General features: G+C 35.6%; 13 protein-coding genes and 1 tRNA gene. 8 read left to right on the top strand and 6 right to left on the bottom strand.

Features of this window, described 5'->3' with window-relative positions:
• The gene (locus FJ213_02630; GenBank protein ID MBM4175055.1) at window positions 1-660 is read right to left on the bottom strand and encodes a DUF4159 domain-containing protein; all 660 of its coding nucleotides are present in this window, start codon (window positions 658-660) and stop codon (window positions 1-3) included.
• Between the two features lie 141 nt (window positions 661-801).
• Between FJ213_02630 and FJ213_02625 the strand changes: the two genes are divergently transcribed.
• The 5 genes from FJ213_02625 (at window position 802) to rpsU (ending at window position 3,582) form a co-directional block, all read left to right on the top strand.
• A complete protein-coding gene (locus FJ213_02625) occupies window positions 802-1,407 on the top strand; it encodes a sigma-70 family RNA polymerase sigma factor (GenBank protein ID MBM4175054.1) in 606 nt (201 codons plus the stop codon).
• Complete coding sequence (locus FJ213_02620) at window positions 1,404-2,231, top strand: hypothetical protein (protein ID MBM4175053.1); 828 nt, start codon at window positions 1,404-1,406, stop codon at window positions 2,229-2,231. Before FJ213_02625 ends, FJ213_02620 begins: the two co-directional genes overlap by 4 nt.
• Window positions 2,232-2,505: 274 nt before the next feature.
• On the top strand, window positions 2,506-2,967 hold the full coding sequence (locus FJ213_02615) for a universal stress protein (GenBank protein ID MBM4175052.1): 462 nt from the start codon (window positions 2,506-2,508) through the stop codon (window positions 2,965-2,967).
• A gap of 18 nt (window positions 2,968-2,985) precedes the next feature.
• The gene (locus tag FJ213_02610) at window positions 2,986-3,369 is read left to right on the top strand and encodes a hypothetical protein (GenBank protein MBM4175051.1); all 384 of its coding nucleotides are present in this window, start codon (window positions 2,986-2,988) and stop codon (window positions 3,367-3,369) included.
• Between the two features lie 15 nt (window positions 3,370-3,384).
• A complete protein-coding gene (gene rpsU, locus FJ213_02605; protein ID MBM4175050.1) occupies window positions 3,385-3,582 on the top strand; it encodes a 30S ribosomal protein S21 in 198 nt (65 codons plus the stop codon).
• Between the two features lie 27 nt (window positions 3,583-3,609).
• Here rpsU and FJ213_02600 read toward each other — a convergent pair whose 3' ends face one another.
• Together FJ213_02600 and FJ213_02595 are read right to left on the bottom strand one after the other, a co-directional pair.
• Complete coding sequence (locus FJ213_02600) at window positions 3,610-4,410, bottom strand: TIGR00730 family Rossman fold protein (protein MBM4175049.1); 801 nt, start codon at window positions 4,408-4,410, stop codon at window positions 3,610-3,612.
• 8 nt (window positions 4,411-4,418) lie between these two features.
• Window positions 4,419-5,129: an SDR family oxidoreductase gene (locus FJ213_02595; protein ID MBM4175048.1), complete on the bottom strand. Its 711-nt coding sequence runs from the start codon at window positions 5,127-5,129 to the stop codon at window positions 4,419-4,421.
• A gap of 42 nt (window positions 5,130-5,171) precedes the next feature.
• On the opposite strand from FJ213_02595, the gene dacB reads away from it, so the two are divergent.
• Window positions 5,172-6,599, top strand: coding sequence for a D-alanyl-D-alanine carboxypeptidase/D-alanyl-D-alanine-endopeptidase (gene dacB, locus FJ213_02590; GenBank protein MBM4175047.1), 1,428 nt, complete (start codon window positions 5,172-5,174; stop codon window positions 6,597-6,599).
• Window positions 6,600-6,773: 174 nt separating this feature from the next.
• Here the strand turns inward: dacB and secG are convergent, their stop codons facing one another.
• From secG to FJ213_02575, 3 genes are all read right to left on the bottom strand, one after another.
• The gene (secG, locus tag FJ213_02585; GenBank protein ID MBM4175046.1) at window positions 6,774-7,136 is read right to left on the bottom strand and encodes a preprotein translocase subunit SecG; all 363 of its coding nucleotides are present in this window, start codon (window positions 7,134-7,136) and stop codon (window positions 6,774-6,776) included.
• Between the two features lie 17 nt (window positions 7,137-7,153).
• Window positions 7,154-7,230: transfer RNA gene (locus FJ213_02580), tRNA-Met, on the bottom strand.
• Between the two features lie 435 nt (window positions 7,231-7,665).
• Entirely contained in the window at window positions 7,666-9,804 is a 2,139-nt protein-coding gene (locus FJ213_02575; GenBank protein ID MBM4175045.1) for a S9 family peptidase, read from the bottom strand.
• On the opposite strand from FJ213_02575, the gene FJ213_02570 reads away from it, so the two are divergent.
• Both FJ213_02570 and FJ213_02565 read left to right on the top strand, forming a co-directional pair.
• On the top strand, window positions 9,557-11,848 hold the full coding sequence (locus tag FJ213_02570; protein MBM4175044.1) for a hypothetical protein: 2,292 nt from the start codon (window positions 9,557-9,559) through the stop codon (window positions 11,846-11,848). The genes FJ213_02575 and FJ213_02570 overlap by 248 nt on opposite strands.
• A gap of 65 nt (window positions 11,849-11,913) precedes the next feature.
• Entirely contained in the window at window positions 11,914-12,603 is a 690-nt protein-coding gene (locus FJ213_02565; GenBank protein ID MBM4175043.1) for a DUF2461 domain-containing protein, read from the top strand.
• The last annotated feature ends 52 nt before the right edge of the window (window positions 12,604-12,655 follow it).

Raw genomic sequence — 12,655 nt, 5'->3', positions numbered from 1 at the left:
TTAATTTGTCAACGAGTAAATCACTATGTTCGTTCCCATTCGCAGTGCGGCTTCTCTTTTTTGCGGCGGGTCATTGTAAAGTTCAGCATCAGCCCATCCATCTCCCAGATTACATTCATATGTATAAAAAACACAAAGTCTCCCATTCAAGAAATAACCAAATCCTTGCGGTGGATTATTATCGTGCTCGTGAATCTTTGGCAGACCATTACTAAACTTAAATGCTGAGTTGTAAATTGGATGTGAAAAAGGAATTTCAACTAATTGCTGATCAGGAAAAACTTTCTTCATTTCACGTCTGAATGATTGATCCATTCCATAATCATCATCTGCATAAAGAAATCCGCCATTCTCCAAATACTTACGGAGACGCTTTGCTTCAGAATTCGAAAATGAAATGTTTCCATGCCCTGTGATAAAAAGAAAAGGAAAACTAAAAATTTTTTCACTTCCAACATCAACGAATACATATTCTGGTTTTGTTTTTAATCCAATTTCTTTTGAAATATATTTTAATAAATTAACTTCCGAAGTTGGATCATTGTACCAATCTCCTCCACCATTGTATTTCAATCGCGCAATTTGAAAAAAATGAGAATCCTGCAGCTGAGGCGCTGTATAAAAAACTAAAACTAAAGTAAATAAAAACAAATATTTCATAATATTACAACTCACTTCAAAGATATTGAAGCGTTTGTGAAAATTCAATTTACTTATTGCAAACTAAAAAATATTCTAACTAGAATTTCTTGAACGCCAGAGACCATTTCAGTATTATTGAGTAGTTGAAAATTCTTGAAAATGCAGAAATCCCAAACTGAAATAAAAAAATCACTTCAAGAGTCATCAAGTAAAATTGATAAGAATTTCTTAAAAGAAGCCATTCCGCACATGGATGCCTTATACAATTTTGCCCTGAAGATGACACGTGATCCAGATGATGCAAACGATCTTCTGCAGGAAGCCTATCTTAAAGCATATCGCTTCTTCGATAAATTTGAAATCGGAACTAATTGCAAAGCATGGTTGTTCCGTATAATGAAAAATTCATACATAAACATATATCGGAAAAACACTAGAGAGCCCGATAAAGTTGATTATGGTGAGATCGAAGAATTTTATGAAACAATAAAATCAGATCATGCCTCCGACAATGATCTCGAAAGTGAGATCTTTAATAATGTTTTGGATGATGAAGTAATGAATGCAGTTCAGTCCCTGCCTGATGACTTCCGAACTGTAATATTACTTTGTGACATTGAGGGTTTAACATATGAGGAGATCGCGGAATTCGTCGATTGTCCAATCGGAACTGTCCGCTCCCGATTACATCGAGCGAGAAAAATGCTGGCTGTGAAATTAAATGATTATGCTATTAGTAAAGGTTATGAACCAATCAAAGAATGACAATTAACTGCAAAGATTTTAAAGATAAAGTAACTCCTTTTATCGATAACGAAATAGAAAAGGAAAATAGATCGAGCGTTGAAAAACATGCTTCTCTTTGTTCTGACTGTAATCTAGATTTAGTAATAGAAAAAAAGGTTAAAAAAGTTATCCAAGACCAAACGCCGCTTGAATCCGCTCCCGATGAATTAAAAAGTACAATCTTTAAAAAATTATCTCACCGGCTATTTTTATTTAGAGTCAAAGAATTATTCAACTCAATTATTAAAAAACCTGTTTATTCGTTAAGCTTTGGATTAGGATTGACTTTTTTAATTTATGCAGCTTTTTTTAACAAGTCGAATGATTTTGTTTCTGCAAATTTTAGCAACAATGTATTTGCACAATCCATTGTAAACTTTAATGCTGTTAAGAATCATAAATATCCAAGCAAAACTATTCTAAATAGCAATCAAGAAGCTGTAAAAGGATTTCTAATTTCAAATGGATTTAAGTCACCGATTTTCCCAAAAACTAAGTGGAAATTGATCGGTGCTGGATTAAACAAGCTCAATGAAATAATCATCGCACATCTGATCTATCAAAGTGATAAAGATATAGTTTACATCTTTCAAGCCCCTTGCAGTGCAATAATCGAAGACAAAAAACTTTTTCTGTCAGAAAGTTTATTGGAAAATGTAATTAATAAGGATTTCGAGATCGTTGAAACTGATTCTTGTAATGCTCTCCTAAGTATAATCGACGGCACATTTGCAAGTTTTGTTATGGATAGAAAATCAAGCATTTTAATGGCAGATCTTCTAAACAGCTTTGAATACCGGTGATTTAAAAGCAGTAATTAAGGCAAACAACTAATTTTTACTCATTTTCTGAAGTTATGCAGAATAGTCTTATTGTCATGTTGAGCAAAGCGAAACATCTAAAAAACGATGATATTTGCATAGTTAGATTCTTCATCCGTCAGTTGACGGATTCAGAATAACTGTTTTGCGTAACTTTAGTCATTTTTAGTTATTTTCGAGTGGATTTTCGTTCCGATGCACTGAGGAAAGTGAAAATTTTTTTTTGACGTGGAATTCCATTATATTTGAAGCCCAAATGAAGAAAAATTTTAAGATTAGGAAGATATTAGTTCCTACTGATTTTAGTGATATGTCTGCGCAAGCTTTTGGTTATGCCGAAGAAATTGCAAGCCAATACGATGGTGAAATTCATTTACTTCATGTACTTGAAAAAACACCCCCGATTCTTACAATTCGTTCGCTTGATTTGAAAACCGAAAAAATCCAAAAAACGATCGAAGATGACGCTCGGACATTATTGAAAAAATTCGCGGAAAAATTTAACAGCTCAGAAAAAGTGAAAGAAGTTTTATTACGTGGGAACGATTTTGAAACCATAACATCTTACGCAAAAGAAAAAAAGATAGATCTGATTGTAATCGCTACTCACGGAAGAACAGGATTATTGCATACACTTCTTGGAAGTGTTGCAGAAAAAGTAATTCGATATGCAAAGTGTCCTGTTCTGGTTATCACTCCCAGTAAGGATGGAAAATAAAAGGAATAAAGAGACGATATGGCAAGGTTAAAACACGTTGAAGCTTTTTGCAGTTATTGCAATAAAACTGTCAAACTGGAAATAGTCGGAGAATTAGGAATTGAAAGTGACAGCCGCAGATGGGCTCGCTGCAAAACTTGCAAACACACAATGGCATTGGATGTTGAAGCGAATATTAAATCATCCGCAAATGTAGATCTATCTGCAATTAAAATTGAAGATTGTAAACCTTATAATCCTTCTTCCACATTTGAGGTGGGTGACTCGATATACCATCAAGATTGGGAAGATGTCGGAAAAGTTACAGCAAAAGAGACAACATCAGCCGGCGCTAAGTCTATAGTTGTCGAATTTGAAAAAGCCGGTATGAAAAAATTATTAGAACAATTTCAAGTACAATAAAAAAGGAGAAACTTTTTGGTCGGAATTTCAATTAACGAAACTGAATCGCTCGATAGAGCATTAAGAAGATTTAAGAAAAAATACGAAAGATCCGGAGTCCTCAAAGAATTCAAGAAGAGGACATTCTTCACCAAACCATCCATAAAAAAGAGAATGAAAAAGGCAAAGGCGATCCGCAGAATGCAGCGAATTGTCCTTGAAGAGATGGTATAATCCCACTCTCGAAGATTTCAGGGTTTATTACAAATAGTTATTCGTTAAAAAAGTTTTAAGTTCTTGGAATGCATCCTTTGGGGTATCGCAGAACTTAAAATAATTTAAATCCTTTTTGTCGATCACTCCATGATCAATCAAATGCTGGAGGTTGATCGCTTTTTTCCAATAGCTCGATCCATAAATTATCACAGACATTTTTTTATTCAGTTTGCCAGTTTGTAGAAGAGTTAGCACTTCCATCAATTCATCGAATGTGCCAAATCCTCCCGGAAAGATTATTAATGCCTTTGCAAGATAAACAAGCCAAAATTTTCTCATAAAGAAATAGTGAAACTCGAAACCGAGTTCTTTGGAAACATACTTATTTACAAACTGTTCCATCGGGATGGATATATTCAATCCCATTGATTTTCCTTTACCAAGTTTTGCCCCCTTGTTTGCGGCTTCCATCACACCAGGACCACCTCCAGTACAAACAACAAAACGTCTTCCGTTTGTTGGTAGAGAATTTGCCCATTCGGTTATCATTTTTGAAAGAGTGACTGCATCTTCGTAATACTTCGACATCTCCAAAGCGACTTGGGCAGATTTTAGTTTGTCAACGAAATTTTTCTCATGTTTTGGATCAAGTTTTTTGACATCATTGTACATCTTAGTGGCTGTTTTTCTATCAGTAAATCTGGCAGAGCCAAAAAAAACAATTGTATCAGTAATATTGTCTTTTCTGAATCTTGCCTGAGGTTCTAAAAATTCCGCTAGTATTCTAATAATTCTTGCATCGGGTGAATTTAAAAAGTCTAAATTTTTGTAAGCTTTATTCGGCATTTATTCTCCTAAGTAAGAAGTTTTCCTCCTTCAACGGGGATTGTAACTCCAGTTAAATATTTATTCTTGATTATAAAATTAATTGTTTCACAAATTTCTTGAGGTGAACCATAACGTTTGAGCGGAATTTTGTTTTTCCCTAAAATTGCTTTGAGGTTCTTTTCATCTTCCATCTCAATTGTACCGGGAGCAACGGAATTCACTCTAATTTTTGGCGCAAGTTCTCTCGCAAGCGAACGCGTCAATGCGATTTGTGCAGCTTTAGAAGTATTATATAAAATACGATCCTTCCAAACTTCAAATCCACCAATAGATGAAATGTTGACAATAGTTCCATCATTATTCATGATTGAAGAAAATTTCTGACTAAGAAAAAAAACTGATTTTAAATTAACTGCGAAAGTATTATCCCATAATTCTTCCTTAATCGACTTAAATCCCGCTTCAGGAAATACGCCCGCATTATTAATAAGCAGGTCAATTTTTTCCCAATCTTTTTTGTAATTAATGAAAAGTTTTTCTATCTCTAAGTATGAATTAAGGTTTGTCTTGTATGATTTAAACGACATGCCATTCGCTTCAACTTGTTTCTTTATAAAAGCAACACTCGAAGCTGAGGAGTGATATGTTATTGCAACATCGTAACCAATAGTCGAGAGAAAAAGCGAAAGGTACTTTCCAAGTCGCTTTGCACCTCCAGTAACAAGGGCCTTTTTCATTTTAAATTCAATTTAAGAAATGATAATTTGCTAATCAATTTTATGAAGATATTCAAATTAATAACACTTCTATGCATTTTACTTGTCTTTGGTTCTGCAGCTGCTCAAAATCTACAAGATCGAATTCAGCAGATATTAAGTTCTACTCGGACAAATACCGACGAATATGGAATAGCCATATTTTCAACTAATCAAAATAAATTTCTTTTTGAAAACAACTCAGAAGCAACGCTTCTTCCGGCTTCAACAACAAAACTCTATACCACAGCAACTGCAATCCTCTTCCTTGGAGATGAGTATACAGTTAATACAGAGATACTGACTGACGACGTGAATTTAACTGACAATTCGATTGATGGAAATATTTTCTTAAAGGGATTTGGAGACCCAACCTTTACGATTCCAAACTTGCAGAAGATGGTCAGTGAAATTATGGCACAAGGTATAAAAAGAATTAGCGGTAATATTATTGTGGATGATTCTTTTTTCGATGAAATCTTGTTCCGGGAAGAATGGATTGAAGATGAAAACCGAAATGTTCCACTCCCAGCTATTTGCGCTACAACTATTGACAAAAATTCTATTACGTTGAGCCTAAGAGGGAATTCACGAACGAATAGAAAACCGACAGTTTCCATTTTTCCAAATTTGGATTATTTCACAGTGGTTAATTCAGCAAAAACCACCGGGAGACGTACTCGAATCGGAACTGTTGTTCAACAGATGCAGAGCGGTGAAAAAATAACTGTTACAGGTACTATTCCGCGCAATCGATCTTCTTCAATTAAAGTCCACATTAAAAATCCACCACTCTTTATTGGTAATTTGCTTAAAAACCTTTTAATACAAGGTGGAATTGAATTCACCGGAAAAATCCTAACTCGAACTTCTCCAGAAGTTTTAAATCTTCTTGTCTCGAATGAAACTCCACTCATAAGTTTAATATCGGAGATTAATAAACGGAGTGATAATTTCATAGCCGAGCATTTGTTCAAAATTATTGGTGCTAATTATTCCGAAGGCTCAGGAGGTGCATTCGATGCCACTCAGGCGATTTTCACATTTCTTAAATCAACTAATTTGTTCGAAGAAGAGATGAGCATTTTGGATGGATCAGGCATCTCGAGGAACAATCAGTTTTCCATGAAAGCACTTGTCCGGCTTTTAACTCATATGTATTTCACTAAGGATGATTTCGAACAATTCTTCAATTCACTCTCAATTGCGGGAGTGGATGGTACAATGGGAAGCAGACTGGTTGGAACTTCAGCCGCAAATAATTGCCGTGCGAAAACTGGAACACTTAGAGGAGTGACAGCTACTGCCGGCTATGTAACATCAAAAGATAATGACTTAATGATTTTTGCAATGAACTTTAATTCTTTCAAAAGATCTGCAAGTTACTATAGAGATATAATGGATAATATAATCAGCCTGCTGTCTGAAACTGAAATTTCACAACGAAATTAAAATGAACCTCCCCATTGCAAGCGGCGGGGAATTTAACCCTACCTTCTCGCCTGCCTTTACCGAAACGAAACCACGGCTTCGTGCATGCAGGTCCGCCGAAGCGGAACGCGAAGGCGGATAAAAAAGCCAAGTTTAAGTTAATAACTTGGCTTTTTAATCACGTTAAAATTTCTGCTATTGCTGTGGGGGAGTTTGCTGTGGAGGTTGAGCAGGCTGTTGAGTCTGGGGTACAAAAGGTTTTTGAGGTAAAGATTGCTGACCTCCTCTTTGAATAATACTTTCACGCATTCTTTGTTGCGATGAAGATGGCAAAAAAGCTAGATTAACAACCAAACAGAGAACTGCTAAAATTCCGGCTAACCACCATGTGGCTTTTGATAAGAAATCTGCAGTTCTTCTTACACCGAACATTGTTCCCATTTCGCCAACTCTGCCGAACGTTCCGGCTAATCCGCCGCCCTTACTTGATTGCATGAGAACTACCACCATCAATATGAACGCAACTACTAAACCGACTGTCATTAAAATCGAATACATTTTTTCTCCTATTAAGTTTGTAGCGAGGGAGGGATTCGAACCCCCGACACGTGGATTATGATTCCACTGCTCTAACCACCTGAGCTACCTCGCCAAAATTTCAATTATATCCGCTGGAAAATCTCTAATTGCGGGTACAAATATAATAAGCTTTGATGCGAATGGCAAAAAATGTCCTTGGATTGAAAATTCAATAAATGTTTTCAAAGAAAAATTTGACTTGTCCGCCGAAGCAAATTATCATAAAACATATTCTTACGATACTCTGCGGAGGCGGAAAGCAAATCATCCCGATTCAACGTGTTAACTAATCGTATCGGGATCAAAGAATCAGTTGTAAAAGATAAATCATCTCATCGACTTTTGAAAATCTGTGAATCTGTGGCACAATTCCAACATACTTGCTTATACCCGAATTAAACGAAGCAGGAACCAATACCTGAATATCTACGATACGTCATCGCTCCACCCTGCAAGCAGGCAATCTGCAATCTAAAATCAAAAATCTAAAATCTAAAATCTAAAATTATTACTCCTCCTTTTCTAATAAGTATCTCGCAAACCAATCGTGTACTTCTTTGTACCAGTAAATGGAATTTTGCGGTGTTAATATCCAGTGATTTTCATTTGGATAATAAATTAAGCGTGCATCCACACCCTTTCCTTTGAGCACGCCGTAAATTTCCAATCCTTGAGTAATAACAACCCGATAATCTTTCTCGCCGTGAATTACGAGCATCGGAGTTTTGAAATTATGCGCAAAATGAGCCGGACTGTATCGATTAATATTTTCATATTTCCCTTCCCAAGGTGCACCGTCATAATTTTTTACTCGCTCATGAGTCAGGTCTGAAGCAAATTGCCCCATCAGATTATAAACTCCTGCGTGGCTGATCAAAGCATTAAAACGATCTGTATGTCCTGCAATCCAATTAACAAGATAGCCGCCATAGCTTCCTCCTGCAGCTCCAAGCTTTGAACCATCTATGAACGAATATTTTTTTATTAAATAATCTGTTGCTTTCATTATGTCTGTAAAAGGTTTGTCTCCGTGTGCACCAACAATCGATTTACCAAATTTATTTCCAAAGCTTGTTGATCCGTGAAAGTTCACCATTGCAACTACATAACCAGGCGAAGCAAAAAGCTGTGCATTCCAGCGCGGGTGAAAATCATCTCCGAATGTTCCGTGTGGACCTCCATGAATCAAATGAACTAATGGGTATTTTTTACTCGCATCAAAATTCGGAGGATAAAGCAGAAACATTTGGACTTCTTGATTATCAGCCCCTTCAAAATAAAGATTTTCATACTTGCCAAATTCGATCTGATCCAATAATGTTCTATTAAAGTCGCTAATTTGTTTTAGCTTCTTAGTTTTCAAATCAAATTCAAAAATATCTGTAGGCGATGCTAAATTGTTTTTGAGAAAATACAATTTTTCATTTGCATGATTAAGTGAGATGATTCCCCCTTCGTTATAAAGTTTATCGAGTTTATTTGATTTTAAATCTAAACTAAATATTGCAGAACGAGCATGAACATCTGACAGCATAAACATAGATGATCCGTCCTTGCTCTCTTTAAAGTCGCCAAAAGAATAATCATAATTAGTCGTCAGCACTTTTTCAGTCCGATTTGTAATATCATATTTAACGAGTTTCACATTATCCGCGGAGTAATCCGGATCGTTTTGCATTCCATAGAATAAAAATTTGCTGTCGTTTGAAAAAACTGGAGAGCCATCTTCCTGCGGATTCTTTGAAGTTATATTGATCTCTGAAGAGGAACCGTCCAACCCGATTAGAAAGACATCTGAATTGAGTTCGTCATAAGGGAGTTGAGTGTTATTGGCTGAATAACTGATCCATTTCCCATCGGGAGAAATTGAATAAGTAATTCCACCATCAAAATTGAAAATTCTTGTAGAACCTTTAGTTACGTCCACTTTTTCCTTTTTCTCGATGTCATAAACAAAAATTCGCGATACATATCCATCTGTTAGCCAGCCATCCCAATATCGATAAAATCGATTCTCCGTTACTTTGGCTGTCATCTTATTTTCTTTTTTTTCTTTGATTGCTTTTTTCATTGCATTTGCGAATGCATCCCATTGGGAAAAATCGTTTTCATGTTCCGGTAGAATTTGAGAAACGAATGCAATTTTCTTTCCATCTTGGAAATATTTTGGAGAAGATATTCCCATTGGCATTTCTGCAAGTAGCGATGCTTCACCTCCGTCAATCGGTATAGTGTAAAGCTGAGAATAATCCCCTTCCCTTTTCGAAATGAATGCAATGCTTTTACTATTCGGATGCCAAGTTGGAGAACCGTCAGAACCAAGATTAGTCGTAAGTTTCTTCGTCTGATACGTTTTAAGATCTATCAGCCAAAGATCGCTGTTTCCCTTATTATCTTTAATGTTATATTCAGTTACAACAAAACATCCGAATTTCCCGTCGGGTGAGATTGTAAGAGAAGATAATCTTTTCATATTCCACAAATCTTCAGCGGTAAGCCTCGTTAGATGTTTACCCTGGTGGATATTTATTACCTCGCGGAAGTTACTATCTAACGGGGTAAAAACTCTTTTCCCCTGGGCAAAGAGCATATGTGTAAAAATAAAAAAAACAAGTAATGGTCGATTTAGTTTTGATACAATTTTCATTTTTTCCTCTATTTGGTTATCATTAAATAAATATAATATAATAATTCTTAAAAAAAGTTCTATGGTTGAATTTACATTACTTCGAGATTTGCTAATCGTTTTGGCGGTTTCAATTCCTGTTATCTATATTTTCAATAAAATCAATCTACCATCGATAGTTGGATTTATAATAACAGGAATTATAATCGGTCCTTTCGGATTATCCTTTGTAAGCCAAATCGATGGAATAAATAGATTAGCGGAAATAGGAGTCGCACTTTTACTTTTTACAATCGGTGTTGAAGTCTCGTTTTCTCGTTTCAAAAAAATCTTTAAGGAAATTTTATTAACCGGTGGGTCACAGGTTCTTCTAACGATTTTAATCGGCACAGGTGTATCTTTTTTATTTGGTTTGAGTATTCAACAATCTCTTCTTATTGGATTTTTGCTTTCACACAGCAGTTCGGCCGTAATCTTAAAATTACTTCAACAGAGAAACGAAACCGATTCGCCACACGGCAAATTGTCTATCGGAATAATTGTTTTTCAAGACTTAATGGTTGTCCCGATGATGGTTTTGATTCCGATTCTTGGATTATCAGAATCTATTTCTATCTCAGGTGCGTTAATCCGATTGGCAAGCGCATTTGGATTTATCATTTTGATTTTTTTCTTTGCCCGATTTCTAATGCCGTATATTCTTTACAATCTTGTAAATCTTAGAATGCGAGATGTGTCAATTATCGGTGTAATAGTTTTGAGTCTTGGAACTGCTTGGTTGACTCATTTGGTTGGGCTTTCTTTTGCAATTGGTGCATTTATTGCCGGTTTGATTATCTCGGAAACAGATTATACTCATCAAATCGTTAGCGATGTGATTCCATTCAAAGATATTTTTGCTTCTCTCTTTTTTATTTCATTCGGAATGCTGCTCGATATTAATTTTTTTCTAACTAATCCAGGAATTGTTTTATCCTACACTGTGTTGATAATAATATTAAAAGCTTCGGTTTTAATTTTGATTATTCACGGTTTAAAATATCCAATGCGGCTCGCAATGATTGTGGGCTTCGGACTTGCACAAATCGGTGAATTTTCATTCGTACTCGCTATGGTTGGAGTGGACTATAATCTCCTTCCTACCGAAATTTATAAAGGATTTATTGCCGCATCTGTAATTACACTTCTCGTCTCGCCTATTTTATTTCATTTCACACCTCATATCACAAAAAAGGTACCTGATTTAATTCCATCTCGGGATACTCTTGATAGTTTGGAAATGATGAAAGAGAAATTGAGAGACCACGTGATAATTGTCGGTTATGGATTAAACGGACGAAACCTTGCAAGAGTTTTGAAAGAAACGGGAATCAAATATATTGTCGTCGAATTGAATCCAAAATCTGTGAAGGCGGCTAAAAGTTCGGAAGAGAAAATTATTTTCGGCGATGCTACAAAGAAAGACTTGCTTGAAAAAGCTGGCATCAACTATGCAAAGATTATTGTCTTTGCTATTTCGGACCCTGTCTCGGTTAGATTGGCGGTGAGAAATGTGAGAGATTTGAATCCAAAGATCCATATTATTGTCCGAACTCGTTACGTTAGTGAAATCGATGAACTTATAAAACTTGGTGCCGATGAAGTCATTCCCGAAGAGTACGAAACTTCCATTCAAATCTTTTCGCGTGTACTGAAGAAATTTCACATTCCGAACAGCGTGATTCTTGCTCAAACAAATGTTATTCGAAATCAATCATATGGAATTCTACGAGACGTTCGATTTACAGATTTAGCGTTTGAACAAATCAGTCAAATCCTTGCACAAGGGACAGTCGATACGATCATCATCTCGAATAAAAATGTTAATATTGGAAAATCATTAAAGGAGATTAATTTAAAAGCACTTACAGGAGCAACAGTGATAAGTGCGATAAGGAAAGAAGAAACGATCCATAATCCTCACGGTGATTTCAGGATCGAGAAAAATGATCAGCTAATTATTTTCGGAACTCACAATGCAATCGATAAAGCATTTGAAATTCTTTCAAACACGGAAATAATTTAAGCAGAGTAATTTCTGATACATTACAAATTGAATATAGATAACACTGAAAAAAAATAGACAAAAAAATGAAAACAAAAAATACAGCAAACGATTTTCCACAAGTAACAATAGATTTTTTAACAAGACTTTCTCGAAACAACAACCGCGAATGGTTCGAAAGTCATCGACAAGAATTTGAGATGCATTTTCTTGAACCTGCACAGAAATTTGTTCTGGAAATGGGCTCGAAATTGCAGGATATAGCCCCACAAATAAATGCAATTCCAAAAATTGATCAATCAATCTTTCGAATTCACAGAGACGTTCGGTTCAGCAAAGACAAAGCTCCTTACAAGACAAATCTCGGGATCTATTTTTGGGAAGGCACGCGAAAGAAAATGGACAGCTCCGGATTTTACTTCCACATTGAACCAAAGCTCTTCTTCATTGGGGTCGGAATGTATATGTTATCAAAAGAAGATTTGAAAAAGTTTCGCGATGCAGTTGCTGACCAAAGAAAAGGCAAAGAACTTCACACAATTGTTACTAAGCTGACAAAAAATAAAAAATTTAAGCTGGGCGGAGAATCATACAAAAAAATTCCAAAAGGTTATCCAGATAACCTACCTCGATCAAAATACCTTTTACACAGCGGTTTGTATTTATATTATGAAGATGATCATTCCAAATTATTAAAAAGTAATCCCGTAAGTTTTACTTTTAAGATTTTTAAGGACATGCTGCCGCTGCATAATTGGTTTGTTAAAAATATCTGACTACCGAGTGCAATTGATATGTTTAATTAGTTGAACATAATATCTTAACGTT

It is taken from the genome of Ignavibacteria bacterium, from assembly GCA_016873845.1.
In the GTDB taxonomy this organism is placed as follows: Bacteria; Bacteroidota; Ignavibacteria; order Ch128b; family Ch128b; genus JAHJVF01.
Note: the sequence above shows the minus strand (reverse complement) of the source record. Positions and strands in the feature narration are given on the sequence as shown.

Bases quoted from the DNA above. Each gene is read 5' to 3' on its own strand.
- FJ213_02630 (MBM4175055.1), bottom strand. From the start codon at position 660: ATGAAATATTTGTTTTTATTTACTTTAGTTTTAGTTTTTTATACAGCG.
- FJ213_02625 (MBM4175054.1), top strand. From the start codon at position 802: ATGCAGAAATCCCAAACTGAAATAAAAAAATCACTTCAAGAGTCATCA.
- FJ213_02620 (MBM4175053.1), top strand. From the start codon at position 1,404: ATGACAATTAACTGCAAAGATTTTAAAGATAAAGTAACTCCTTTTATC.
- FJ213_02615 (MBM4175052.1), top strand. From the start codon at position 2,506: ATGAAGAAAAATTTTAAGATTAGGAAGATATTAGTTCCTACTGATTTT.
- FJ213_02610 (MBM4175051.1), top strand. From the start codon at position 2,986: ATGGCAAGGTTAAAACACGTTGAAGCTTTTTGCAGTTATTGCAATAAA.
- FJ213_02600 (MBM4175049.1), bottom strand. From the start codon at position 4,410: ATGCCGAATAAAGCTTACAAAAATTTAGACTTTTTAAATTCACCCGAT.
- FJ213_02595 (MBM4175048.1), bottom strand. From the start codon at position 5,129: ATGAAAAAGGCCCTTGTTACTGGAGGTGCAAAGCGACTTGGAAAGTAC.
- dacB (MBM4175047.1), top strand. From the start codon at position 5,172: ATGAAGATATTCAAATTAATAACACTTCTATGCATTTTACTTGTCTTT.
- secG (MBM4175046.1), bottom strand. From the start codon at position 7,136: ATGTATTCGATTTTAATGACAGTCGGTTTAGTAGTTGCGTTCATATTG.
- FJ213_02570 (MBM4175044.1), top strand. From the start codon at position 9,557: ATGTTATATTCAGTTACAACAAAACATCCGAATTTCCCGTCGGGTGAG.
- FJ213_02575 (MBM4175045.1), bottom strand. From the start codon at position 9,804: ATGAAAATTGTATCAAAACTAAATCGACCATTACTTGTTTTTTTTATT.
- FJ213_02565 (MBM4175043.1), top strand. From the start codon at position 11,914: ATGAAAACAAAAAATACAGCAAACGATTTTCCACAAGTAACAATAGAT.